The organism is Luteibacter mycovicinus, assembly GCF_000745235.1.
GTDB lineage: Bacteria > Pseudomonadota > Gammaproteobacteria > Xanthomonadales > Rhodanobacteraceae > Luteibacter > Luteibacter mycovicinus.
This window is the reverse complement of record NZ_JQNL01000001.1, coordinates 59,661-85,065: the sequence shown is the minus strand read 5'-3', so window position 1 is coordinate 85,065 and position 25,405 is coordinate 59,661. Positions and strand designations below refer to the sequence as shown.

Here is a 25,405-nt window from a genome sequence, read left to right as displayed (position 1 = left end):
ATAGATCCGAAGACGCCACCCGTATCGACACATCCCTGTGATAGGGAGCCGCAATGACGGCGGGCTCCCACCACAGCCTGGTTCAGAAGAGACCCGGGTCTTCCGTCCGTGACGTATCCGGCGATCCATCCGGGTGTGTGAACCACAGCACCTGGTTACGCCCCTTCGCGCAATCGCCGCCATCCGTCGCCGCGGTCAGTACGCCTGTCGCGGTCGCGATATCCCTTCCGTAGCAACTGCCAAGGTTGTCCTTGAAGCGGAACACCTGCGTGCTGCGCTGGCCGGTGTGGCTGGTCACCGCACCGTCCGTGAAGACCAGCGTGTCCGCGGTATCGATGCTGTTGTCCACGTCGCTGCGATAGAGAACGAGGCTGCCCAGCTTCTTCGTGAACTGCCTCGAATAGCCCTGCGTGACAGCGCTCGGCGCCGTCGCGACGTTGCCGGCCGCGTCGAACGTGTAACGGAAACTGGCGACCAGTGGATAATCGAAATGCGCCTCGCTGGTGACGGTAACGCCGAACGGACCCTGCCGTGTCTTCGTCGTGCTGTCGACCGTGGACAGCTGATCGATGCGCTGGTCATACCGCGATGGGTCGATGGCGAAGGTCTGGGTGTTGCGGAAGGCCACCGTCTGCGTCACGTCGGTGGTGACCCTGCCGTGAGACGTATCGACATAGCCCGCGGTGCGGAAGCGACGCGACGCCTGGGTGGCCACCGAGCCCCCGACGACTCCGGCGTTGTCGGTCAGCCGGTTGTCGACCGCGGCGACGGCTGCCTGACCCTGCAACGTATTGGCCGTGACGCTGCCCGTGAGAACCTTGCGGCCGCGATCGAGATAGACGAAGAGGTTGCCGGTGACCGCGAAATAGCCATTGGCTCCCGTAACGCCGATCGCCACCGCATGCGCCTTGCCGTCATTGAGCAACGCGGCGAACGGCGTGAGGTCCACGCGATAGGGCAGGAAATTCAGCGTCTGCACGCCCGGCGTGGGCCGCCACATGTACGGATCGATGCCACCGGTGAAGATCCACGGATACACCGGCGCGACGCCTGCCGCGGTTCCGTCGATCGATACCTGCACCTCGCGGTACGAACCGCCGCCGCAGCTCTGAGCCTCCTCAGCCAGCGCATCGGGCACACAGGAGTACCAGAACTCGTCACCACCCTGGCCCTGGGCGAAGACATCCAGGTAGGCGCGCTCGACGTTCGTCGGCAAGGTCAGCGTGCGTGAGAGGACGTCCGCGCCGGTGTTCAGGGTGACCGGACCGCCCGCCGTGCCGTCCGATAGCGGGAATACCGCATCCGGGGCATCGACCTTCGGTGCCAGTACGTTCGCGGGATAGAAGACCAGCCGAGCCGAGCCACTGATCACACCGGTATAGGTTCCGTCGACGACGTTGCCCAGGATGGCCTGACCCGTCTGCGCATTGCCGAGCAGACTCGCGAAGTCGCTGACATCGCGTTCGATGTGCCAGCTCGGCGAGACGGCGGCTGAAGGTTCCTGCGTGGTACCGAAATAGATGTTCGCACCGCCGAGCCACAAGGACGCGGTGCGGTCGAACTGCCTTCCGGCGGTGACGGAGAAATCCGCTTCCAGCACGACCTTCGACCACGACTTGCCGCAGCCCACCGGTGGCGCATACGTATATGGGTGGTTGGAGAAGTCGGTAAAGCTGAAACCCTCGAACAGCTCGACCGTGCACGCCTTGCCCGGCGGCCTCGGTACCGCTGGGTCGGCTACCGCGACGTTAGCGGAACCGACATTGAAACCCGGCGCCGCCGCTGCGAATGCAGCGGGCGCCGTGTTTACCATCATGCAACCGAACAACCCCACCCACAGGCCTTTGCGGCCCGCCCCGACGATGACAGCCATGCGCCCGTTCTCCCGCGACAAACTGCCCCCTGCGCGGGAAACGTAGCATAGGTTTTACCACTGGTTATCGTCGAAGCTCCCGCTGTCGCCCGAATCGCCCTGATCCCACGAGCTGTCGTTGTTGCCCATGTCGATCGGATCGTCGCGCAGGTCGTCATACGCCTGACCGGACGGAGAGGCGTCCTGCTGCGGCGGTGGATTGGCGAAGCCCGCCTCGCGCGAGGTCTCACCCGAGCCGTGGCTACGAAACGCCTCGTGGAGCAGGGCGCCCGCGGCCAGACCACCCAGACCCGCGGCCACCGCGGCACCGGCGCCCGACGAGGGAGCCTGCGGCGGGTAACCGTAGTTCGGCCCATAACCCGGGCCCGGGCCACCGTTCATGGGCGAACCATAAGGCGCGCCGGCGAAAGGCGGCGCAACATCACGGCGGCGGCGAGACCACAGGAAGGCGATGAGCGCGATAACTCCTGCGCCGATCAGAAGTCCAGACCATGGAAAGGACGCCTCCTTCGGAGGTGCCACCGCCGGGGCACCGCCGTAAGCCGCCTGGCGGGCAGCCGGGCGACTGGCCGACGGCGGCGCCATGGCCTGGTTGAGTTTGCTCTGGAACTGCTGGAACCGGGCGGGATCGGTGAAACGGGTCGCCGGATCCAGCGTGGCGGCCTTGTTGGCTTCCGCCCGGGCCTCACCGATGTTGCCTTCGTGCGCCAGGACTTCCGCCAGCACGTAGTGCGCCTTGGCGCTCTGCGGGTGTTCCGAAACGGCCTCACGCAACGCCGTCTCGGCGGCGGGGAAGTCGCCACGGCCGATCATCGCCTGGACGTCCTTCGGCGAATCGCCTGCGCTGGCGGCCGCGGCGACAAACATCAGGCTAAGGGCAAGCAACGTCTTTTTCATGTGTGTGTCCGAAGCGCGGGATGGCGGTTTGAGTCGCCGCACGACGGAAAGTTCGTGCGAGGCGTCCTGTTCCGGATGTGCGGACGCCACGCCTGAAGATCAATCGCGGCGACGTGCGGCGAAGTGTAGCCACGCCCCGAAGCAACTTCTTGCGAACGACATCCCTCCGTTCATGTCGACGATCGCTCCCGGTCCGCCCCGGCCCGACGGACACTCAGTGCATCGCGCCCATGCCGCCCGGCGCTGTGGGCATCGGCATCATGTTGACGTCCAGGTGATACATCACCCAGATCGAACCGACGATCGTCAGAACGACGATGATGGCCGTGAAGAGGGTCGCCATCAGCGTCCATCCGCCCTCGCTCTTCGTGTCCACATGCAGGAAGTAAACGACATGGACGACGATCTGGACCATGGCGAAGGCGAAGATCGTCAGGGCCGTGGCGCTGCCGCTGTGCAGTCCGCCGCTCATCACCAGCCAGAAAGGAATCGCGGTGAGCAGAACGGCAAGGGCGGAGCCGGTGATGAAACGTTGCTTGTTGCCGTGGCTGTGGCCGTGGTCGGCGGGATGGGAGGCGGCGGAAGTGGTCACCGGATGACTCCATACAGATAGACGAAGGTGAAGACGCCGATCCAGACGATGTCGAGGAAGTGCCAGAACATCGAAAGGCAGACGATGCGGCGGCGGTTCTCGACGTGGAGGCCTCGCTGACCGATCTGGATCAGCATGGTCACCAGCCAGATCAGACCGAATGCGACATGGGCGCCGTGGGTCCCGACCAGCGTGAAGAAAATCGAGAGGAAGGCACTGCGCTGGGGTGTGGCGCCCTGGGCGACGAGTTCGGCGAACTCGTGCATCTCGACGCACAGGAAGCCGAGGCCCAGCAAGCCGGTGATGACGAGCCAGAACATCGTCCGCTTCACGCGATCCGACTCCATCGCCATCATCGCGATGCCGAAGGTGATGGACGACGCCAGCAGCAAGCCGGTATTGAGGGCGACCAGCGACAGGTCGAACAGCTGCTTCGGGCCGGGGCCGCCGGCATAGTTGCGGCCGAGCACGCCGAACACCGCGAACAGCGAGGCGAAGATGAGCGCATCGCTCATCAGATAGATCCAGAACCCGATCAGGGTGGCTCCGCCACCGTGTGCGTGATCTTCCGTGGCGACGAACCAGGTGCGGGTGGCTACGGAACCGTCGTGGCGGCTCGGCATGGCTACGTTGCTGCTCATATCAGGCTCCCGTGGCCAGTGAACGCGTGCGCGCGTCTTCCGTCACGGCGATCTCGTGCCCGGGAATGAAGTAGTCGCGGCGATAGTTGAAAGTGTGCAGGATCGAGACCAGCGCGATGCCGACGAAGCTGATCGCGGCAAGCCACCAGATGTACCAGACCATGCCGAAGCCGAGGGTCAGGCTCAATGCGGCCACATAGATGCCGACACCCGTGTTGCGCGGCATATGCACCGGATTGAAGCCTGTGGTCGGGCGGACATAACCGTTTTCCTTCATGTCGTGCCAGGCGTCGAGGTCGTGCACGACCGGCTGGAAGGCGAAGTTATAGGCCGGCGGCGGCGACGAGGTCGACCACTCGAGCGTGCGGGCGTTCCATGGATCGCCGGTAACGTCGGCCAGTGCCTTGCGCTTCACGATACCCATGACGATGCTCATGACGAAGCCGAGGATGCCGATCAGGATGATGACCGCACCGATGGCCGCGACGACGAAGTAGGGGCGCAGCGAGGCATCGTCCAGGTGGTGCACGCGACGCGGCACACCCATCAGGCCGACGATGTAGATCGGCGTCCAGGCCACCCAGTAACCGACCACCCAGCCCCAGAAGGCGACCTTGCCCCAGAACTCGTCCATCCGGAAACCGAAGGCCTTGGGGAACCAGTAGGTCATGCCAGCGAAGAGGCCGAACACCACACCGCCGATGATCGTGTTGTGGAAGTGGGCGACGAGGAACAGCGAGTTGTGCAGCACGAAGTCCGCCGGCGGCACCGCCAGCAGCACGCCGGTCATGCCACCGACCACGAAGGTCAGCATGAACGCGACCACCCACATCATCGGCAGCTCGAAGCGGATCTCGCCGCGATACATGGTGAACAGCCAGTTGAATACCTTGGCGCCGGTCGGGATGGCGATGATCATCGTCGCGATACCGAAGAACGAGTTCACCGACGCGCCGGAGCCCATGGTGAAGAAGTGATGCAGCCAGACAAGGTACGAAAGCAGCGTGATGACCACGGTGGCGTAGACCATCGAGGAGTAGCCGAACAGCCGCTTGCCGGTGAACGTGGAGGTGATCTCGGAGTAGATGCCGAAAGCGGGCAGGATCAGGACGTACACCTCCGGGTGACCCCAGATCCAGACCATGTTCCAGTACATCATCGGGCTGCCGCCCAGCTCGTTCGTGAAGAACTGCGTGCCGGCATAGCGATCCAGGATCAGCAGGAAGAACGCCGCGGTGAGTGCCGGGAAGATCGCGATCGCCAGGATGTTGCTGCACAGCGCGGTCCAGGTGAACACCGGCATCTTCATCAGGGTCATGCCGGGGGCACGCATCTTGATGATGGTCGCCACCATGTTGATCGCGGACAGCGTCGTACCGACACCCGCTATCTCCAGTGACCACAGGTAGTAGTCGACACCGGAGTCGGGGCTGTACTGCAGCTCGGCCAGCGGGGCATACGACAACCAGCCGGTGCGCGCGAACTCGCCCACGAAGAGCGAGATCATCGTCAGCACCGCTCCGGAAGCAGTCAGCCAGAAGCTGAGGTTGTTGAGATACGGAAAAGCCACATCGCGCGCGCCGATCTGCAGAGGCATCACGAAGTTGATGATGCCTACCACCAGCGGGATCGCCACGAAGAAGATCATGATCGTGCCGTGCGCGGTGAAGATCTGGTCGTAGTGACTGGCGGGCAGGTAGCCCTGGTTGGCGCCAAAGGCGACCGCCTGCTGGGCGCGCATCATCAGCGCGTCGGAAAACCCGCGCAACAGCATGATGATGCCGAGGATGACGTACATGATGCCGATCTTCTTGTGATCGACGCTGGTGAGCCACTCACGCCAGAGCCAGCCCCATCGGCCGAGCCAGGTGAGCGCGGCGACGACGACGAGGCCCAGCACCGCGACGCCGATGAAGGTACCGATCAGGATGGGCTCGTGGAGTGGAAGGGAATCGAGCGATAACCGCCCGAGTGGTGCCTTGAGAAAGCCTTGGTCTAGCATGGTCGGCCCGGGGTTCAGGCCCGCGGCCCACACGAGGCGGCCGGGGCGGAGAGGAAGAAGAGGGTGTCGGCGCGAGGGTTCGCTCAGGGGCTGCCGTGTGGCATGGCGTCGTGGGACATGTCGTCATGCATCGACGCATCGCTGGCGGCGGCCCTGGGTGCCTGGTAGCGACCCTGATCGGCGGCGCGGTCCAGCGCCATGACATCGGCGATGCAGGGCGTGCCCGGCTTGACGCAGCGGTTGACCGCCCGGTTGAAGATGTCGGCCTCGACGGCGGCGAAGTGCATCACCGGCACCTTTTCGCTGGGCTCGTCGAGCGTTAGGTAACGTTCGGTCGACAGAGACTCGCCGGAGGACCTGACCTTGCTCACCCAGGCGTCGAAGCCCGCCTGATCCACCCCGTGCAGCATGAAACGCATGTCCGAGTAGCCTGCGCCGGTGTAATTGCCGGAGTAGCCCCAGGTGTCGCCCGGTTCATTGAGCACCGCGTGCAGCATCGACTTCATGCCCGGCATGGCGTAGATCATGCCGGCCATCGTGGGCGCGTAGAACGTGTTCATCTGGCTGGTCGCGGTGATCGAGAAGCGCACCGGCACATCCACGGGCAGCTCGAGTTCGTTCACCGTGGCGATGCCCTGCTCGGGGTAGATGAACAGCCACTTCCAGTCCATGGCCACGACCTGGATATCCAGCGGCTTCATGTCTTTGGGAAGCGGCTTGGTCGCCGAGATCCGGTCCAGCGGACGGAAGGGATCGAGCAGGTGCGTGCTCGTCCAGGTGATGACGCCAAGGCAGGCGATGATGAGGAGAGGGATGGTCCAGACGACCAGTTCGATCCGGGTGGAGTGCGTGAAATGGGGGTCGTATGCCTTGGGATTGCGACCTTTGCGGTAGCGCAGCGCGAAGATGACCGTGAGTGCCATGACCGGCAGGATCACCAGAAGCATCATGCCCGTGGCGACAAGGATGAGGTTGCGTTCCTGTATGGCTATGTCGCCGGTGGGATCCATCACCACCATTTTGCAGCCGCTCAGAAGGATGAGCGGCACCGCGACTAGTGCACTACGGGCCCAGTGGGCTAAGGGGGTTCTCGGGGTCATGGCGGAACGATAGGGCGGCAATTGCCGATCGATCCTGACCTGGGTCAATTTTGGCTGCGATGCCCGGTTGCGTGTCGACAGCGACCGCGTTGTCTACGGACAGCGAGCACGACGCCGTGCTGCGTCGCTGGCCCGATGGCCATTTCGATACCGTTGGCCGGGACCCGAGGCTGGTCTGGGCGGACGGCATTTTCGCAACGGAACATTCGGTCTACGTCAAGCATCGTTCGTCAGGGCTAGTTCGGTGTAAGCACCGTGCAGCACCACGACGATCGACCGATGTGTCGCGTCAGTGCCATATGCGGTGTATTCCGCGATCAGATCGCTGAGACCACGCAGGCCGGGGTTCAGACCGAGCGTCGCGTCTTGCGGCGTATTCATGTCGAACACGAGCTTATAGACCGTCCCTGGAACCGGGCGGCCGGGGGCATCGTGAGCTTCGCGGATAGCGCCATCGATCACAGGTGTCGCCGCCATTGTCGAAGTCACGATCAGGGTCAGCACAGCAAGCAAAGCACGCATCGTCAGAGTGAGACGTTGCCGACGCCCGACACCTTCGTAAGTAAGTTCCTGAGACATCCGATGTTCCCGCAGAGATTCGTGGCCGCATTATGCGCCGCCACGAAGCGACGAAACGTCCGAAAGCGACTGATCCGCCAGTCGTGAAAGCAGGCCCGCGAATCCATGTCCGGCACGCACCGCCAGTCATCGCTACGCGTCAGTGGCGCGGCGGCTCGCTGGACGCCTTCAACGCTGCCACCGTGTCCTCAACCTGACGGCTTGTCGCGCACGGGGTCGGACGAGCTTCGGGTTTGTTCGACTTCGGCCATCCATTGGCTGATCAAGTCCCGCCGCCCACGTCGAACAGAGCACGTATCGAAAGCCGACGGATGTCACGCGCTGGACCAGCCCGCCACCGATGACGACGCTGAGCACGGTCAGCATGATCCTGCGAGTCGCCGCGCCGGTATCATGGCTCAGGAGCGCGAACCAGGTGATCGCAGTGGACCAGCAGAGCATGACGACGAAGACGCCAATGAACCAGGCAAGCGGCATCTCGCGACGCGGGCGGGACGGCGACTCGCTCGCGGGCTTCGGCGTCTGTACCCATGCGGGTGGCGAATACACCGGCGTCGCGTGTGCGCCTCCCTTAGTGAGTGAAGCTGGGTCGACCCCGCGCTCGACCAGTTCGTCATACAGGGCACGCTCAGCCCAGTCGACGCGCTGGTCGCGGACCCATGCGCGCGCGAGTTCCGCTGTGTCCAGTCGGGACAGCCGCTCCCGGGCCCCGAGATATGCCTTTCCGTCGTCCATGAGGTGTGCTCCCCCGAGTCACGTCATCGGCCCCTGTGCCGTGGGGCGATTATGCCTCGCGGAAACCCGGGAGCGAAACTCGTGACAGACACACTCTTGAGCCTCTCTGCTCTCGGCCCGCGCATCTGCATCCTCGGCCCGTCGAACAGCGGTAAGTCGACGCTGGCTGACGCGATCGGGCGTAAGGCCGGCCTGCAGGTGGTGCATCTCGATCAGCTTCACCACATGCCGGGCACACACTGGATGCCAAGGCCGACAGAGGAGTTTCATGCGCTGCATGACGGGGCAATCATGCAGGATCACTGGGTGATCGAGGGTAACTACTCCTCGTGCATGCCGTCGCGCTTTGCCCGTGCCTCCGGGGTGATTCTTCTCGATGTGTCGACGGTCAGGAGTCTCGGGCGTTACCTCCGTCGTACGTGGTTCGAACGGGGTCGTATCGGTGGCCTGGAGAATGCGGGCGAACGGGTCACCTGGGAGATGATTCGGTATATCGCGTTTTCGAGTTCCGGAAAGCGGAGAAACTATGCCGCTCTTGTTGAGAGACTGATGCTCCCATGTGTCTTCGCCTCGTCGAGTGCTGCCATCCATAGGCTCTACACTGCATGGTCTTTGGAACGCCGCTAGTGTCGTGCGTCCACGTCCAAAGGAAGCCTGTACATGCCGCCCGCATTCACCGTCTCCGTTCCGCGCCTGCAAACCGACCGCCTGATGCTCCGGGAATATCGCCCCGGTGATTTCGACGCGTTCGCGGCCCACCTTGCCGACCCCGAAAGCATGAGCCACCTGACCGTGCGGGACCGTGCGTCGTCGTGGCGGATATTCGGCTCGCATGCAGGCCTGTGGCTGCTGGCAGGAGCCGGCTGGTGGGCTATCGAGTCACGAGAGACCGGCGAACTGGTCGGAAACGTCGGCGCCTTCTTCCGCGACGGATCGAAGGTCATGGAGGTTGGTTGGAACACGTACCGTGAGGCATGGGGCAAGGGCTTCGCTAGCGAAGCCGCCGCGTGTGCACTGGCTTATGCGTTCGACGTTCGTCGTGAGCCCAAAGTACACGCCATTATTTCGCCGTCCAACGTCTCTTCCATCAAGGTCGCCCAACGTATCGGTCTAGTCGATGAGGGAGAGGTCGCGTTCGAGGGCAAGCTGGAAAGGAGCTACGCGCGCTACCGCGAGTCGGCATGACGCGCAGGGCGGAGCAGGGGTTCTTCACGGCAGAAATCCCACATCCGGCCTGGAAACCGTCAAAATAGGCGGCCCGTCGCCTGCGATGCCATCTTCCGGCACGCCCCTCTGCGCGGATTTATTCGTTACGGAACAAGATCTTGACCACTATGACACCCCCGGCCGGTGAGGCCGACAGCGCGCTGCTGGAGCGTTTGCGCGCCGCCGCGCAACTGCTTGAGTCGATTGCCGCCGACCGTCTGCTGCTGGAAGGACTCCCCGCCGACGATCGTCAGCGCCTGTTGCAGGCTGTGGCGCAGGTCTATCATCCCGACCCCGCCGAGCGCCGGGTCCGGCTGAAGGCGGCCCAGAAAGCCCGGCACGCGTCGAAGATCCAGGCCGAGGATGCGGTGCTCAACAATACGGGCATCCGCGCGCTGCGCCGGAAGCCGGTGTTCACGACGCCGAACGTCTTCGCGCCCGAGGGCTTCGAGGCCAATGACATCCCACCCGATGTCGATGCCGCGCAGCCGCGCGAGTCGATCGAGCCGAAACATTGCTACGTCTGCAAGAAGAAGTACTCGTCGATCCATTTCTTCTACGATCAGCTTTGCCCGGATTGCGCCGCCTTCAATTACACCAAGCGCACCGAGCTGGTCGACCTGCGCGGTCGCGTCGCGTTGCTGACCGGTGGCCGTGTGAAAATCGGCTATCAGGCGGGCCTCAAGCTGCTGCGCGCCGGTGCGGAGCTGATCGTGACTACGCGTTTCCCACGCGATTCGGCGGCTCGCTATGCCGAAGAGCCGGACTTTGCCGAGTGGGGTCATCGCCTGCAGGTATATGGCCTCGACCTGCGCCACACGCCCAGCGTGGAAGCTTTCTGCCAGGAACTCGTCGCGACGCGCCCACGGCTCGACTTCATCATCAATAACGCGTGCCAGACCGTGCGTCGCCCGCCGGACTTCTATGCGCACATGATGGACGGCGAGCGCGCCGCCCTGCACGACACGCCCGAGCACGTACGCAAGCTGGTCGGTCATTACGAAGGCCTGCGCGGCACCCACATCCTGCCTGAGGCCGGTGTGGCGGCGAATGCGCTGGCGGATCGGAACGGCGGCCTCTCCGGGCTGACCCGCGCCGCCGAGCTATCCCAGCTTCCGCTGCTGCCCGAAGAGCTGCTGGCCCAGAGCCATCTGTTCCCGGAAGGCAGACTCGACCAGGACCTCCAGCAGATCGATCTGCGTGAGCGCAATTCGTGGCGGTTGCTGATGGCGGAAGTGTCGTCGGTGGAGTTGCTGGAGGTGCAGCTGGTCAACGCCATCGCGCCCTTCATCATCAACGCTCGCCTCAAGCCGCTGATGATGCGCACGCCGGAACGCGATAAGCACATCGTCAACGTGTCGGCGATGGAGGGGCAGTTCTACCGGAACTTCAAGACCACCCGCCATCCGCATACGAATATGGCGAAGGCCGCGCTCAACATGATGACGCGCACCTCGGCGACCGATTACCACAACGACGGTATTCACATGAATAGCGTGGATACCGGCTGGGTGACGGATGAGGATCCGGCGGGTCTCGCGGCGAAGAAGGTACTGGAAGAGCGGTTCCATCCGCCGCTGGATATCGTCGATGGTGCCGCGCGGATCGTCGATCCGATCATCAGCGGGATCAACACGGGCGAGCATGTGTGGGGGCAGTTCCTGAAGGACTACCGCCCGACCGACTGGTGACCTGCGGCCAGCCGGGTTCAATTCAGCTCAAAAACGAATCGTAATTCATTGATAATAAGCACGATTCAACCCTGCGATTCAGACTCCAGAAGCTTGCTACGTCTGGGGTTATCGTCTAGACTTAACATGTGCAAGGTCCTGTACAAGTCTTTGTTGGGGCCGAGGACACATAGAAAGGTTTAGAAGGACAGGAGAACCCAATGCGCGTGGTCAGTTTTTCGGATGCCCGTAACAACCTCAAGGACGTATTGGACACCGTAGCAAGCGACTGCTCTATTACGGTCATTCATCGTCGTGACCATGAGGACGCCGTAGTCATGTCTCTCGCTGACTACAACTCGATGGCAGACACCATTCACTTGCTTAGTAACAAAGCAAACCGCGATCACCTTGCCAAATCAATCGCCCAGTTCAAGGCGGGCAGGTCGAAAAAACGAGAGCTGATTGAAGAGGATCACCAGGAGACCGCCTGATGGCGCGAAGTGTCAAGTTCACGGATGAAGCCTGGAAGGATTACCAGGACTGGGCTGAAGACAAGAAGACTCTGAAAAAGATTAATTCGCTTATCAAGGATGCGCAGAGAACGCCCAATGAAGGACTGGGTAACCCACATGAGTTGAGCGGCGACCTTGCAGGCTTCTGGTCCAGGTCAATCAACAAGAAGGATCGTCTCGTATACGCCTTCGACGACCTTTGCATCGATGTCGTCAGCTGTAAGTTCCATTACGGCGACCACTGACTCGGCGAATCAGATCGCGTCGTCTAACGACGGCGTCTCCACGGTGCCCTTAACCGGCAAGGGCACCAGTGCCCACGGCAACATTGCCTGCGTCAGCGGACCGATGCACAGCGCGAACAGCACGGTCCCGATTCCGAACAGGCCGACGCCGCCCAGCAGCAGGCCGGCGAACAGTACGGTGACCTCGAGTCCGGTACGGACCAGTCGAAGCGACAGCCCGGTCACACGATGCAGACCCGTCATCAGGCCATCGCGCGGGCCACGCCCCAGCTGGGCGCCGATGTACAACGCGGAACCCAGCCCGCACAGGAAAATTCCGCCGACCGTGAGGGCGAAGCGCGCCCACAATGCGTCTGGCGACCTGAGCAGATCCAGCGCGATGCCCGCCACCGTTCCAATCGTCACCGAATTGGCGAGCGTGCCCAGGCCAGGTATTTCGCGTAGCGGGATCCAGAACAGCAACACGACGAATGACACACCCACGACGACCCAGCCGAAGCTCACCGGAAGATGCTGGATAATGCCGATGTGGAGTGCATCCCACGGGGCCTGGCCGAGGTTGCCGCGAATCATCATGGCCGTCGACAGGCCGTACAGCGACAGCCCGACCATCAGCTGCACGAGGCGTCGAACGAGTTTCCCGGCGCGTAGCTGTTCCACGGGGCCTTGCTGGTTGAGCGGGGCGATGGTCTTCATGCGTTCATCGTGCCCGTGATTGGCATCGCTGGAAATAGCCGCTTCCGCGCACCGGCGATGCGGCCGTCGCAGACAATGGGTTATGATCGCGACCTTGACGACCGGAGGATCGCGTGTCGCCGTTCAACTTATTCCAAAGGGTTTCGCGGGCACCGACCAACCCCCGCGCGGAGCAGGCGCCACGGGCGTTCGACGTGGCCGAGTTGTACGAGGGACCGGTGCAACTCACGACGGATACTGCGGAGTCGGCGGTCCGCCTCGATGAAAAGCTGCGCCAGGCATATTTCTGGATCGTCAACAACGCGATCATCAGCCCGCACTACGATATCGAATACCACGACGGCCCCTCGGCATCGTTTCCGGTGGGCGACACCCGGCGCCCCTTGGTCCTTCCATCGGCTCAGAGCTATTCGAGCTATGTACTGCTGCCGCTGCTGACGTTCGCCACCCGGCGAAAATGCCTCTTCATCGGAGGGCCGGGACGCGGAAAGACCGCCAGCGCCATCCTCATGGGCGTTCTGGCGGGCTACCCGGTGCGCGAGGTCCGCCGGGCCATGCAGCACGGGCATCCGCAGATGACCATCGCCGACCTGCTGGGCAATCCGCTGCCGGCCGACCTGGTTGCCGCGCAGGACATGGGCGACATCCGCATCGCATGGCGAAAGTGGCTCTCGATGCGCGTGAAGATCATCGATGAGTACAACCGCATTCCCACCCGCACCCAGAGTGCCCTGCTCACGGTCATGGGGGACAACTACGCGGAGGTGCTCAACCACGTCTACGAGTGCCCGGACTCGGCCTGGTACCTCACGGCCAATGACGATCGCGGCGGCGGTACGTACCAGGTCATCGAGGCGCTGCGCGATCGTATCGACGTGGTCGTCCAGGCACTGGCGTTCAATCCGCGCTTTCTCGACGAGATGCTCTTGCGCATCGAGGAGAACATCCACCCCGAGGAAGTGATGCCGCGCGACATCATCTTCACCGAGGCGGAAGCGGACCGCATGGTGGAAGAGATTCGCGGGATCGACGTTCCGCACGACGTGCGTCGGCGCATCGAATTCTTCTGCAGCCAGTTCGAGCTGATGGAAGGCGCGGGCGCGCAGTTCGAGTACCTGACCAAGGACACGGTTCGCCTGGCCGGCATCGACTGGGCCCAGGTGGTGGCCGCGGACAGTGGACGCGACCGGCTGAAGGATCTCGGCTGCCAGACGCTCAACGGTCTGTCCGTGCGGAACCTCATGACGATCCTGGTGTTCGCCAAGGCACTGGCCTATTTCAGGGGGCAGACGGTTGTGGCCCTGGACGACGTGCGACAGGTGCTGCCGTTCGTGCTCAACGACAAACTGCAGCCCGATCCGGATGCGCCATTCTTCGCGCTGCCCGAGAACGCGGCCTACCGGACCGACCGTGTGAGCTGGCTGCGCTGGCTGCTGGACGCCTCCAACGCCGAGTACGATCGCCTCGATCTCGATCGCAACGATCCGGTGGGGGATCTGTCCGCGGAGTTTGCCAGGGGACTCGACGGCCTGAGCGAGCGCGATACGCGCTCACGCATCGTGCGTATCGAACGGCTCGTGGAAGAGCGCGTCAAGGGGCGCAAACTCTACGGCCACCTCTATGACGACTTGTTGAAGCTGAAGTACCTGCATCAGCGATACACCAATTACCTGCACTGGCAGCAGGCGCGCTAAGGTGGTCTCGGCTCTTCTGGCCAACGTGCTGGCCGCGCGCCGCCCGTTGCTCAATCAACGGGTCGCCGAGGCCCGGCACCGGACGCCGGGGATGGACCTTCCGGCCTTCCGCGCGTTCGTTTCGGACACGCTCGATCCCATGTGCGTCGACCTGGGCAGCGTCGATGAGCAGGCGACGGTAGCGATCATCGAGGCTGCCTTCGGCATCGGCCTGGATCTGGTGGCACAGGGTCTGGCCGGACCCGGCGCAAGGCAGCCGTGGATCGACCGCGCCTGGCGGGAGCTCGCCTTGCCGATGCGACACCTGCTGACGACGGCACCGGCGGACACACTCGGTACGGTGAGCAATGCGGTGGTGCGACTCGGCGGCGTGCCGGGTATCGACGTCGGCCGATGGATTTCGGACCTGGCCACGCTCGCGCCGCGCTGCGCGACGCTGGAGGCACTGCGCACGGTCGGTGCCCTTTGCGCCTGGCGAGCCGGCATGGCACACCTGCGGGTTGCGGCGCTGGATCAGGCCGGCCGCATCGATCCGTCGCTCGCGGCGGCAGCCGTGGGCGCGCCCGATCAGGCCTGGACCGACCTCGAACCGCGTTTGCGCGCCGATCGATGGTGGCACCCGGAACACGGCGTGGCCTCTCAGGGACGAACGGTGGGCGGGTTTACGGGTTTTGGCGGACCGTTCGCCGAGCCGCCGGTCGCACGCGCCACCGCTGACGGCTTCGTCGTGCAAAGTGATGAGCGCTGGTTTCTCGTGGTATGCGACGCCTTCGGTGCTGTGGTCCTTCCGGCGACCGCGGCGGAATTCACACAGGCGGACGTTGGGTCCGTGAAAACGCTTCCGATCACGCCACGCGGGGTCAACGTCACGGGGCGCGACGTAGCGGTGCGGATACCTGGCGACAGCGCCTCGGCGGCGCTGGGCCGGCACAGCGCCGCCTTGTTCTCGCCGTTGACGCATTATCTCCACGTGCTGCCGGTGTCCGCGTGAGCGCCCCCTTGCCGGCCGACGATCCGCTGGCCGTCTGGCGAGCGGCGTGGCCCCGGGCGCTGGCTGTCTGGAGTCGCTTCACCCGGCTGCAGGACCCACGTCTCTGTGGCACGCGTGCCGAGGCGTCGAAGGAAGGCCTGCAAGGCAGCTTCGCCATGATCCGGCTGGTCGATCAGCGCGTGGTGATCGATCTGGAAGAAGTCTCCCGGCTGAGCCTTCACGACTACGCTCTCGAAATTCTCGCCCATGAAATTGGGCACCATGTGTTGTCTCCGGCCACGGCGACCGACCACGCGCGCCTCCTGGCCCGCATCCGGCGCGCACTGCCGACGCTCGAAGCGCAGGCGCCGATGGTGGCCAATCTCTATGCCGACCTGCTCATCAACGACCGCTTGCAGCGGCAGGAAGGGCTGCGCATGGCGGATATCTACCGACGCCTCGCGGCGAGCGACACGGGAGGAGGGCGGTCGTCCGTATGGATGCTGTACATGGGCATCTATGAACAGCTCTGGCAGCTGAGCGCGGGCTCGCTCGGCGGTCGGGTCGACGACGATGCCATGAAAGGCGACGCGTGGCTCGGCGCGCGCGTGGTACGTAACTACGCCGGTGACTGGCTCGACGGGTCCACGCGATTCGCCGCCCTGCTGCTGCCGTACCTCGTCGAATCCACGAGCGATACACGGATCGAAGCACTGATGGACACACGGCATGCCGGCCTCGGCAGCCACCCGTCCGGCCTGGATCGCCTGGACAGCGACGAACTCGCGCCCGTCATGCATCCGGCACTGGATCCGCGCGTGACGGGAGACGCGCCTCCGGCACTGGGGCCTCCGCACGAAGGCCAGGCCGCTACGGTGTCGACCGCGGCCGAACATGCCGGTGACGGTGCGCAAGCACGCGAGCCGTTCGAGTATGGTGAGATATTGCGTGCGGCGGGCCTCCAGCTCACCGACCACGACATCGCGGTGCGATATTACCGGGAACGTGCGTTGCCTCACCTGATCTGCTTCCCGGTGCGGCCACAGCCCGAGTCGATGGAGCCGCAGCCCGAGGGTCTCGAGCCCTGGGATCTCGGCGATCCGTTCGACACGATCGACTGGATGCAGACCGTGATGCAATCGCCCCGGGTCATTCCGGGACTCACCACGGTACAGCGGACCTACGGACTCGCACCAGGACGCGAACAGGGCAGTGAGCCTGTCGACCTGGACCTGTACGTCGACAGTTCCGGTTCCATGCCCAATCCTCAGACGCATACCTCATACCTTGCGCTCGCCGGTGCCGTCATCGCGCTATCCGCGCTGCGAGCGGGGTCGCGCGTGCAGGTTACCCTGTGGAGCGGCACGCAACAGGAGATGCATACCGAGGGATTCGTCCGCTCGGAGGACGCGATCCTTCGCGTGCTCACCGGTTTTTTCGGCGGCGCCACCGCCTTTCCGATCCACCGGCTTCGTGGCACCTACGAAACGCGTACCCCACGCGATCGCGCCGTGCACATACTTCATTTGTCCGACGATGGCATCACCACGATGTTCGCCAACGACGAGCGGGGCAACAGCGGTTGGCACATCGCGGCCCACGCGCTCAGCGCAGCCCGCGCTGGGGGAACCATGGCACTGAATCTCTACAGTCCGCTACCCGACCATGTCGCCGACAAGGCCGCCACGGGCTGGACGGCCGACCTGCTGCGGGCGCGATCGGAAGGCTGGAGGATTCACGTGGTACGCGACATGGCGCAGTTGCTGACCTTCGCGCGCGACTTCAGCCAGCGCCACTACGGACGGATGGGCGCATGATCGTGCTCTGGCGGGTGACCACCCTTTGCAACCTTGCCTGCGGCTTCTGCGCCTACGACAGGCGCGTTTCCGTCCCCCGGATCCACGTCGATGCCGCCGAGGTGGAACGTCTGGCTTCGCTTCTTGGCCAGTGGGGAGCGATCAGCGGGGAGGATGTCTTGCTGAGCTGGCTCGGCGGTGAGCCCTTACTCTGGCCGGGTGTCCTGGATCTATCGCGACGCCTGCGCGAAGCACACGGCATTCGTGTGAGCGTCACCACCAACGGTACGACACTGGGGCGCGAGGACGCTGCGCGGGCGCTGGCGGCGGCATTCGACGAAATCACGGTCAGCGTGGACGCCCTCGAGGGTGATCACGAACGCTTACGTGGATGGCCCGGCGGCTGGCTGAAGCTGGCGGACGGTATTCGCCGCTTGCGGGACGCGAACGGCTCACCGCGGCTCCGCGCGAACGTCGTGTTGATGCGTGACAACCTGGCTTCGTTCCCGACGCTCTGTGAGCGACTGGCGGACTGGGGTATCGATGAAATCACCTTCAATCAGCTTGGCGGACGCGACCGGCCGGACTTCTTTCCTCAGCATTCGCTCGGCGTCGACGATGTCACGACCCTGCGGCATCGGCTGCCGGAGCTGGTTCAGCGCATGAGCGAGCGTGGTGTGCGGCTGTGCGCGAGCGACGCTTACCTCGATCGCTTCGCGGCGACGGCGTCGGGGCGCGCGGTGCCGGTGACGGATTGCGAGTCACTTCGCCCCACGTTGTTCATCGACGAGCACGGCCGCATCGCTCCCTGCAGTTTCACGCTCGACACGTACGGTATTCCCACACGCGATGTGCTCACCGTGGACGACGTGAGCCACCTCCGCGAGCGCCTCGCCGCGGGACGGCGGGCTCGCGCCGCCTCGGTCTGCGCGGATTGTCCGTCCACCCAGGTGTTCGCCAAGTTCGGTACATGAGTATGAGCAACGGTCTCCCCCTCGAATGGCTTCTGCGGCGCCTGATCGACGTGCCGTCTGACTTTCTCGATCCGCCGCGGCGAGGCAGGGAAGGGCGCGTGCATGTGGCTGCCGTCGTCAATGACATGCTGACGCGCCACGGTGAGACGACGCCACCCGCCTTGCTTGCGACCCTCTCGGGGGATCTGGTGGGGGTGAGTGCGGCGCAGCTCACGCTTTCCGCGGTACTGGCCTGGCTTCTGGCCGACGAGCGCTGGCTGGCGGCCGGCGCCGTGCCTTCTGCCATGCCGGCCCTGTTCACCGACGCCATTCCCGCGTTGGCGGCCGAGGCGGACGCGGCGCGCTACGTCTTCGAGGCCGACCGTCGCGAAGAGCTTGTGCGCACCGTATTGGCACGGCTGGCATTGCTGCCCGAGGGCGAGACGGCCCATCAGGCGGCGGACCGGCTCGCCAGCGTCAGTGGCGTCGAACGCCGCCGCCTGCTGGAGGCAAGCCGTGCCGCCGAAGAGCGGGCACGAGCCATCCGTGAGGCACTGGCCGCGAAAGCGGCCGCCGAATCCGCGGACAAGTGGACACGCGAGTGAGTCGTGAGCCCACCGATGCGGACCGGTATCCGACATTGTCCGACGCGGGGCGCGCCGTGCTGATGTATATGACCGAGCATCCGCATGCACCGGTGTTCCGCAACCGGAGTGGCAATCGCCTCTTGCACGAAGAAGTCGAGGGGCTGCGCGACTATGAGCGCAATGAAGGTCAGGCGCCGTTCGCGTGGTCGCCGGGTGTGACGCCACCCTGGCTGGGCGCTTTCGTCGCCCATGTCCACGCCGAGGTACCGTATTACCGCAGCCGGGGCCTGCCGCCTTCGTTCGACCGCATCGCCACCGTGGACCGCGGCGATCTCGCTGCCGACGTCGCCCGTTTCGTGCCCGATTCCGTTTCGCTGGACCGACTCATCAACTTTCGAACGACGGGGACGACGGGACACCCCCTGGTCCTGCCATCGCATCCGGTGGTGGCCGGGCGCTACCTGGCCTATCACAAGCGAGCGCTGCGACGGGCCGGAATCACCCTGCGGCAAGGTCGCGGCGACGTCGGGGTGATGCTGCTCGGCATGCAACGCACGTGCTTCACCTATGTGTCCGTCACACCGTCGATGGACGAGTCCGGGCTGGCCAAGATCAATCTTCACCCGGATGACTGGCGTGACGCGGGCGATCGTGCGCGGTACATCGACGCCATGCGGCCCGAAGTCATCGCCGGCGATCCCATTTCTTTCGCCGAGCTGCTTCGACTGCCTGTGCGGCACCGGCCGACAGCGTTGCTGTCGGTCTCGATGGCCTTGTCGCCGTCGCTGGCTGCCGCACTTCAGGAGCGTTTTGCGTGCCCCGTGCTGGATATCTACTCGATGAACGAGGCCGGGCCACTCGCGGTCTACGACGAGGCGCTTGGCGGGCATCTTCTTCTGCAGCCCGGGATGTTCGTCGAGGTCGTCGACGCGTCCGGTCGACCTGTGGCGCCCGGTGAGACCGGTGAAATCACGCTTACCGGCGGCTTCAATTTCTGCCTCCCGCTCCTGCGTTACCGCACCGGCGATCACGGCGCACTCGTGGCGAGCGACGAGGGTCCGGTGATCGCCCGGCTGCACGGACGTCAGCCCGTGCGTTACCAGACCGCCAGCGGGTCATGGGTGAACAACATCGACCTGACCCATGCGCTGCTGGCGTATCCGCTGTCGCGTTATACGGTGCATCAGTACGCCGATCGACGCGTTCTGCTGCGACTGGCACCCGGTGACGTCGTGCATGCAGATGAAGCTTCCGCGAGCCTCGCCAGCGCATTGCACGGTGCCGAGGTGACGGTCGTCCCGCTCGCCGGCGACGACAAAGTGCTGCAATACACCACCGATGTGCCGGAAGGACTGACGCGATGACGTTACTGGAAGGGGCGGCCAACACACTGGCTACCTTGTCGATTCTTCTTGCCGGCAGGAACAGCGTACATACGTGGTGGACCGGCATGGCGGGCTGTTCGTTGTTCGCCGTGTTGTTCTGGCAGACGAGGCTTTACGCCGACGTCCTGCTGCAGGTGTTTTTCGTCGTCGCCAGCATCGTGGGGTGGTGGCACTGGAGCCGGCGGGGTGCCGAGGGTGACGGTAACGTGCATCGGACCGGAGCGATCGCTCTGGCGTGGATGACGCTTGCGGCGGCGATCGCTACGGTGGGTTACGGCACGTTGCTGCATCGGTTCACCGACGCATACGCGCCGTTTGCCGACTCCTTCGTGCTGGCTGCGTCGGTGCTCGCCCAGCTGCTGCTCATGCGCCGGCGTATCGAGACCTGGCCGGTCTGGCTACTGGTGAACACCGTCGCGGTGCCGCTTTACGCCTCGCGTGGTCTGACCGTCACCGCGGTGCTTTACGCCGCGTACTGGGTCAATGCCCTGGTCGCGTGGCGACACTGGGTGCGCCTTTCCCGGACGGAGGCCTCGCCCGCGTGACCCGGTATGCGCGGGGACTGATCGTGGGCAAGTTCTGCCCACTGCATCGCGGCCATCAATATCTGATCGAGCGGGCGCGCTCCCTGTGCGAGCAGCTGGTGATTCTGAGCTACACCCGGCCCGAATTTCCAGGCTGCGAGCCCGCCCGGCGTGAGCGCTGGCTGGCCGACCTGTACCCGGATGCGATCCGCTGTGTGCTGGACGACGTCCGGCTTGCGGTAGCGTGCCGCCAGCGCGGGCTACCTGCGGTCTCGCTTCCCGACAACGATGCGGCGGATGCCGTGCAGCGCCGGTTCGTTGCCTGGGTCCTGCGGCACCTGATGGACACGGTGGTCGATGCCGTTTTCACCAGCGAGGACTATGGCGATGGGTTCGCCTCGGCGCTTTCGGCGGAGCAGCGTACGCACGGCGGACCTGCCGTCGCTCATGTCATGGTCGACCCGCAGCGCGTGGCTGTGCCCGTGTCCGGTACGATGATCCGTGACGATGTGCATGCGGCACGCCACTATCTGTCCCCCGTGGTCTACAGGGACTTCGTGCGTCGCGTGGCGATCATCGGCGGCGAGTCCACCGGAAAGTCGACGCTCGCGGCACAGCTGGCGGCAGCCATGGGCACCGTCCACGCCGCGGAATACGGGCGAGAGTTATGGGAAGCGAAGCAGGGTGCGCTGGTGCACGACGACATGCTGCACATCGCGCGCACCCAGATCGCCCGTGAGGAAACGCTGGTGGCCCAGGCAAACCGCTATCTGATCTGCGATACGACGCCGCTGACGACGGCGCTATACGCGGAGGTCATGTTCGACGCGGTAGCTGACGAACTCGACGCGTTGTCGCGACGCGCGTATGACCTCGTCTTCCTTTGCTCGCCGGATGTGCCGTTCGTACAGGACGGCACGCGGCGGGATGAAGCTTTCCGACAATGGCAGCACGAGTGGTACGTGCGCGAACTCGAGGCTCGTAACATGGCTTACCGGCTTCTGACCGGATCGTGGGAAGCGCGCCTGTCCATGGCGCGAGCCCTGCTCTAACGGGCGTCATCCGGGGTTCCGTGCGCCTCGGCACCGCCCACACGCGTCAGCAGGGCCTCGCACGCGTCATTCATCCGCGTGACCCGCAGTTGCTTGCCCTGCTGCGCATACCGGCGCCGTAGCGCTTCGATGGCCTCGACGGCCGAGTGATCGTCCAGATGCGCCCCGGAGCAATCCAGCTCGACATATGCCGGATCGTTTTCCACGTCGAACATGGTCTGCAGTCGTGCCGTGGCCGCAAAATACAACGTGCCATGAAGCCGGTAACGACGACCTCCATGGGGCAAGGCCTCGCGCGTCACGCTGAGATGGTCCGCGTGTTTCCAAGCGAAGGCGATCGCGGCGATCAGCACGCCGCAGAGAACGGCCGTGGCGAGGTTTGCCAGCACCGTGATGACGGTCACCGCGACGATCGTCAGCGCATCGGCCACCGGCAGCCGGCGCAGCAGGGGCAGGCTGCCCCAGGCGAAGGTCTTCTGCGCCACCACCAGCATGACACCCAGCAGAGCGGCCAGCGGAATGCGCTCGATCAGCGGCGACAGAAACAGGACGAAGCACATCACCAGCACGCCCGCGGTGATGCCGGACAAGCGGGTGCGCCCGCCCGAGGTCAGGTTGATCATGGTCTGGCCGATCATGGCGCAGCCGCCCATGCCACCGAACAGGCCGGAGACGACGTTTGCGGCGCCGAGCGCGATGCATTCGCGATTGGGCTGGCCTTCGGTCGCCGTGATCTCATCGACCAGATTCAGCGTCAGCAGCGTTTCGAGCAGGCCGACCATGGCCATCACGAGCGCATAGGGAAAGACGATTCTGAGGGTGTCCAGCGTCAGCGGTACCTGCGGCCAGTGAAGGACAGGCAGCCCACCCTTGATGGAGGCGATGTCGCCCACGTCGCGCGTGTGCAGACCGAACACCTGCACGAGCAGGCTGACGATCACGATCGATGCCAGCGCCGAGGGCAGGACCCGCGTGAGCTTCGGCAGGACATAAACGACAAGCATGGCGACCACCGCCAGTCCCAGCATCAGATAGAGCGCGCTGCCGCTGAGCCAGCCGCCGCCGGGCGCATGCAGGTGCTCCAGCTGCGAGCTGGCGATCACGATGGCCAGTCCGTTAACGAAGCCCAGCATGACCGGATGCGGGATCATGCGTACCAGCTTGCCCAGGCGGAGCAGGCCGAACAGAAGCTGGATCAGGCCACCGAGAAGCACCGTGAGCAGGAAGTACTCACTGCCGTGCTGAACGACGAGGGCGATGATCACGACCGCCATCGAGCCGGCCGCGCCGGAGATCATGCCGGGACGGCCACCGAAGGCCGCCGTCAGCGCCGCGATGATCGCCGCGCCGTACAGACCCATGAGGGGATTGAGGTGTGCCACCAGCGCGAACGCCATGGCTTCGGGCACGAGCGCGAACGCGGTGGTGAGTCCGGCCAGAACGTTCTGGCGGACGGAAGGCAAAGAGCGGGTCATGCGGTTTTCCTGTGTGGCACACGCCTGAGGCGGCGCGAATCATCCCGGCCATGCCTGCGGCACGGCACATCGCTGAAGCGTGGGCGTCAGGTCAGGGTGGCGTAAGCGACACGAGGGAATACACGGCTGGCGGACTCGAAAAGACGGCTCAACCCGCAACCTTGCCATGTTGCGTTGCATCAATCAAGGCGCGATTCCTGCCGATACCGCGTAGTCGTGACCGGTGGCGACTACGAATGGCTGTGCTAGCTTCGTTCGGGCCGCATCAGGCGGCCCCTCAACTTCGGAGCGTTATCATGGATAAGCGCGACCAGCCGACGCAAAACGTCAATCCCTTCGGTGTCCAGATGGATGCCCCAATGCCTGCCGGCATCACGTCTAAGAAGTGGGCACCGAAGATCGACGATGTCGGCGATATCGGCCGGATCGGCTCCACGCACAGCGGTGGCGATTGGGGCTGAGTGTCCGGGCGTTATTTCGATCCGCCGTATATAACCGAAGCCGTCTCGTCACCGAGGCGGCTTTTTTCGTGAAGGAGCTTGCCAGTGATCAAGGCTGAGATGGCGCTGGCCGACCTGTCGTTCGCCCCTGTCATGCATGAGGCACGCCTTACTCTGGGCTCGAGCTACCTCGTTCCTCATAGCCATCCCATGCTGGAGACACGCCTGGTGCGGATGCCGGGTCGATGGTTTCTGGTTGTCAGAGAGCGCATGGCCATATCCAGCGGCGACTCGGACGCCCGCGCTACCGTCGTCGACGCAAAGGATGACGCGACGTATGACGCCCTGCATCGGGACTGTCTGCTCTGGCCGCTCGACTACGTGCTGATCGAGGCGGCACAGGCGGGACACCGTCTGCGTATTCGTGCGGGCGTGCTCGGCACGGCCCCCGTGTATTGCAGGGTGACCGACGACCGTGTCAGCGTCTCGTGGGACTCGGCGGATTTCGCCCGCGGGCCCGCGGTGATCGATACGGAGGTGGCGGTTCATCAGCTGGTCCTTCGTACGACCTATGCGGCACGGCAGCTGTACACGGGCGTGGTTCTGCTGACCGAGCGCGCGTCGCTGTTTGTCGAGCCGGGCGGCGCGCGGTATCGCTATCCGGAGGCTGTAGAGGATACGGTGCCCGTCGATGACGACGGGAAGGACACGCTGCCGACATTCGCCGCCGCCCTGGAGCGAGCCGTCTCACTGCGTCCGTGGCTCGAAGGGAGCGTGTCCCTCGAGCTCAGTGGCGGAATGGACTCGGCGACGGTCGCGGCAGCACTCGCGAGCCTGCACCGGAACATCGACAGCAAGGGCATCCTGCTCGACGGCGAGGTACGTGCTCCGCAGGTAAGGCGACGCCGGCAGATCGCGGATCGCCTCGGTCTGGCCGATCACACCGTCGACATCAGCGCTTATCCGCCCAGTCTCGATCTGGACACGCCGCGGGAGACTTACGGCTTCTGCCGTGAGTTCTATCTGGAAGCGTGTTCGGCGCTCTGGTCCTCGGCCCGCGACAAAGGACGCCACACCCTGTTTACCGGTGTCGGCGGCGACGAGCTGTTTCCCGCCTACCTCGACGAGATCTCCGCCGAAGCGGCGAAGGGCCCCCTCTGGGGGCGCGACGCCCGCAGCTATGCGGAAGGACTGCTGACGACGCGTGCGCAGGCGGTCGCACGTAGCCGGCCGCTCTTCGACGCGCCCGCCAGTCCGGTACCCGTGACATCGCTGCTGGCCAATGCGTGCCGCTCTCCGGATCTGTTGAAGCACGGGCAGTGGCCGGTTCATCCGCTGAGCGATCCTCAGCTTGCCTATCTGTGTCACCGGCTGCCACGGAGCAGCCGCGAGGGGAGGGAAGTCATGCGGCGCTACCTCGAGAGCCGGCTGGGGGGCGATGTCTTTCCGAAGGGTTATCTCAAGGAAACCTTCGCCCATGTGTTGCCGGCCCTCGTCGCGCGGCATGCCGACCGCCTTCTTGCGCAGCTGCGGGAGTGCGCACTGGCGGACCTCGGGCTGGTCGACCGGGACGCTGTCGCGCGCCTGGTCCGGCATGTCGCTGCGACGCTGTCTCACCCGGCAACGTCCGCGCTCGCCTCGTTCCTCTGGCTGGAACGATGCGCGCGAGCGCTGCCGGTTTCCATAGCGGGGCGGGTCCGGGAGCCGCTACCTACGGTACATAACGGTCGGCCGCGTGGCGCGATCGGATTTGTCAGTGCCCGTTGGCCTGCCTAAGC

General features: G+C 64.6%; 25 protein-coding genes. 15 read left to right on the top strand and 10 right to left on the bottom strand.

Features of this window, described 5'->3' with window-relative positions; genetic code table 11:
* Positions 1-82: 82 nt before the first annotated feature.
* The 8 genes from FA85_RS00360 to FA85_RS00325 form a co-directional block, all read right to left on the bottom strand.
* Positions 83-1,873 (bottom strand): peptide-N4-asparagine amidase, encoded by a 1,791-nt coding sequence (locus FA85_RS00360; RefSeq protein WP_051943645.1) that lies wholly within the window; start codon positions 1,871-1,873, stop codon positions 83-85.
* Positions 1,874-1,927: 54 nt separating this feature from the next.
* Entirely contained in the window at positions 1,928-2,770 is an 843-nt protein-coding gene (locus FA85_RS00355) for a tetratricopeptide repeat protein (RefSeq protein ID WP_081908588.1), read from the bottom strand.
* A gap of 214 nt (positions 2,771-2,984) precedes the next feature.
* Positions 2,985-3,362 (bottom strand): cytochrome o ubiquinol oxidase subunit IV, encoded by a 378-nt coding sequence (cyoD, locus tag FA85_RS00350; protein WP_036113146.1) that lies wholly within the window; start codon positions 3,360-3,362, stop codon positions 2,985-2,987.
* Positions 3,359-3,985 (bottom strand): cytochrome o ubiquinol oxidase subunit III, encoded by a 627-nt coding sequence (cyoC, locus tag FA85_RS00345; RefSeq protein ID WP_051944243.1) that lies wholly within the window; start codon positions 3,983-3,985, stop codon positions 3,359-3,361. Before cyoC ends, cyoD begins: the two co-directional genes overlap by 4 nt.
* A gap of 19 nt (positions 3,986-4,004) precedes the next feature.
* Positions 4,005-6,005: a cytochrome o ubiquinol oxidase subunit I gene (gene cyoB, locus FA85_RS00340; protein ID WP_036113152.1), complete on the bottom strand. Its 2,001-nt coding sequence runs from the start codon at positions 6,003-6,005 to the stop codon at positions 4,005-4,007.
* Positions 6,006-6,088: 83 nt separating this feature from the next.
* Positions 6,089-7,105, bottom strand: a complete 1,017-nt coding sequence (cyoA, locus tag FA85_RS00335; RefSeq protein WP_081907477.1) for a ubiquinol oxidase subunit II — start codon at positions 7,103-7,105, stop codon at positions 6,089-6,091.
* 216 nt (positions 7,106-7,321) lie between these two features.
* A complete protein-coding gene (locus tag FA85_RS21740) occupies positions 7,322-7,684 on the bottom strand; it encodes a hypothetical protein (protein ID WP_156108728.1) in 363 nt (120 codons plus the stop codon).
* A 168-nt stretch (positions 7,685-7,852) separates the two neighbouring features.
* Positions 7,853-8,419 (bottom strand): hypothetical protein, encoded by a 567-nt coding sequence (locus tag FA85_RS00325; RefSeq protein WP_036113158.1) that lies wholly within the window; start codon positions 8,417-8,419, stop codon positions 7,853-7,855.
* Positions 8,420-8,500: 81 nt separating this feature from the next.
* Here FA85_RS00325 and FA85_RS22275 point away from each other — a divergent pair, with 81 nt between their 5' ends.
* The 5 genes from FA85_RS22275 (at position 8,501) to FA85_RS00300 (ending at position 12,055) form a co-directional block, all read left to right on the top strand.
* A complete protein-coding gene (locus FA85_RS22275) occupies positions 8,501-9,046 on the top strand; it encodes a P-loop NTPase family protein (RefSeq protein ID WP_239739791.1) in 546 nt (181 codons plus the stop codon).
* Positions 9,047-9,079: 33 nt separating this feature from the next.
* On the top strand, positions 9,080-9,604 hold the full coding sequence (locus tag FA85_RS00315) for a GNAT family N-acetyltransferase (RefSeq protein ID WP_051943647.1): 525 nt from the start codon (positions 9,080-9,082) through the stop codon (positions 9,602-9,604).
* Between the two features lie 149 nt (positions 9,605-9,753).
* On the top strand, positions 9,754-11,316 hold the full coding sequence (locus FA85_RS00310; RefSeq protein WP_036113161.1) for an SDR family NAD(P)-dependent oxidoreductase: 1,563 nt from the start codon (positions 9,754-9,756) through the stop codon (positions 11,314-11,316).
* 200 nt (positions 11,317-11,516) lie between these two features.
* Positions 11,517-11,789 carry a type II toxin-antitoxin system Phd/YefM family antitoxin gene (locus FA85_RS00305; RefSeq protein ID WP_036113164.1) on the top strand — a complete coding sequence of 91 codons (273 nt, stop codon included), beginning with the start codon at positions 11,517-11,519 and terminating at the stop codon, positions 11,787-11,789.
* On the top strand, positions 11,789-12,055 hold the full coding sequence (locus FA85_RS00300) for a Txe/YoeB family addiction module toxin (protein WP_036113167.1): 267 nt from the start codon (positions 11,789-11,791) through the stop codon (positions 12,053-12,055). Before FA85_RS00305 ends, FA85_RS00300 begins: the two co-directional genes overlap by 1 nt.
* A 9-nt stretch (positions 12,056-12,064) precedes the next feature.
* Here the strand turns inward: FA85_RS00300 and yczE are convergent, their stop codons facing one another.
* Positions 12,065-12,751, bottom strand: coding sequence for a membrane protein YczE (yczE, locus tag FA85_RS00295; RefSeq protein WP_051943649.1), 687 nt, complete (start codon positions 12,749-12,751; stop codon positions 12,065-12,067).
* A 113-nt stretch (positions 12,752-12,864) separates the two neighbouring features.
* On the opposite strand from yczE, the gene FA85_RS00290 reads away from it, so the two are divergent.
* From FA85_RS00290 to FA85_RS00255, 8 genes are read left to right on the top strand one after another with little or no spacing between them, the layout of a single operon-like run.
* A complete protein-coding gene (locus tag FA85_RS00290) occupies positions 12,865-14,445 on the top strand; it encodes a MoxR family ATPase (RefSeq protein ID WP_036113170.1) in 1,581 nt (526 codons plus the stop codon).
* Between the two features lies 1 nt (position 14,446).
* Positions 14,447-15,436 carry a hypothetical protein gene (locus FA85_RS00285; protein WP_036113173.1) on the top strand — a complete coding sequence of 330 codons (990 nt, stop codon included), beginning with the start codon at positions 14,447-14,449 and terminating at the stop codon, positions 15,434-15,436.
* Positions 15,433-17,232, top strand: a complete 1,800-nt coding sequence (locus tag FA85_RS00280) for a VWA domain-containing protein (protein WP_036113177.1) — start codon at positions 15,433-15,435, stop codon at positions 17,230-17,232. The genes FA85_RS00285 and FA85_RS00280 overlap by 4 nt, the downstream gene beginning before the upstream one ends.
* Positions 17,229-18,185 (top strand): radical SAM protein, encoded by a 957-nt coding sequence (locus FA85_RS00275; RefSeq protein ID WP_036113180.1) that lies wholly within the window; start codon positions 17,229-17,231, stop codon positions 18,183-18,185. The genes FA85_RS00280 and FA85_RS00275 overlap by 4 nt, the downstream gene beginning before the upstream one ends.
* A gap of 2 nt (positions 18,186-18,187) precedes the next feature.
* Positions 18,188-18,769, top strand: a complete 582-nt coding sequence (locus FA85_RS00270) for a hypothetical protein (RefSeq protein WP_197056454.1) — start codon at positions 18,188-18,190, stop codon at positions 18,767-18,769.
* Positions 18,766-20,115 (top strand): AMP-binding protein, encoded by a 1,350-nt coding sequence (locus FA85_RS00265; RefSeq protein WP_036113186.1) that lies wholly within the window; start codon positions 18,766-18,768, stop codon positions 20,113-20,115. The genes FA85_RS00270 and FA85_RS00265 overlap by 4 nt, the downstream gene beginning before the upstream one ends.
* Entirely contained in the window at positions 20,112-20,681 is a 570-nt protein-coding gene (gene pnuC / locus FA85_RS00260) for a nicotinamide riboside transporter PnuC (protein ID WP_036113189.1), read from the top strand. Before FA85_RS00265 ends, pnuC begins: the two co-directional genes overlap by 4 nt.
* Entirely contained in the window at positions 20,678-21,712 is a 1,035-nt protein-coding gene (locus tag FA85_RS00255) for an AAA family ATPase (protein WP_036113193.1), read from the top strand. Before pnuC ends, FA85_RS00255 begins: the two co-directional genes overlap by 4 nt.
* Here the strand turns inward: FA85_RS00255 and FA85_RS00250 are convergent.
* On the bottom strand, positions 21,709-23,187 hold the full coding sequence (locus FA85_RS00250; RefSeq protein ID WP_036113196.1) for a SulP family inorganic anion transporter: 1,479 nt from the start codon (positions 23,185-23,187) through the stop codon (positions 21,709-21,711). The two genes, FA85_RS00255 and FA85_RS00250, sit on opposite strands and share 4 nt — an antisense overlap.
* 296 nt (positions 23,188-23,483) lie before the next feature.
* Between FA85_RS00250 and FA85_RS21735 the strand changes: the two genes are divergently transcribed.
* A complete protein-coding gene (locus tag FA85_RS21735; protein ID WP_156108729.1) occupies positions 23,484-23,648 on the top strand; it encodes a hypothetical protein in 165 nt (54 codons plus the stop codon).
* Positions 23,649-23,732: 84 nt separating this feature from the next.
* On the top strand, positions 23,733-25,403 hold the full coding sequence (locus tag FA85_RS00245) for an asparagine synthase-related protein (protein WP_051943651.1): 1,671 nt from the start codon (positions 23,733-23,735) through the stop codon (positions 25,401-25,403).
* Positions 25,404-25,405 lie beyond the last annotated feature (2 nt).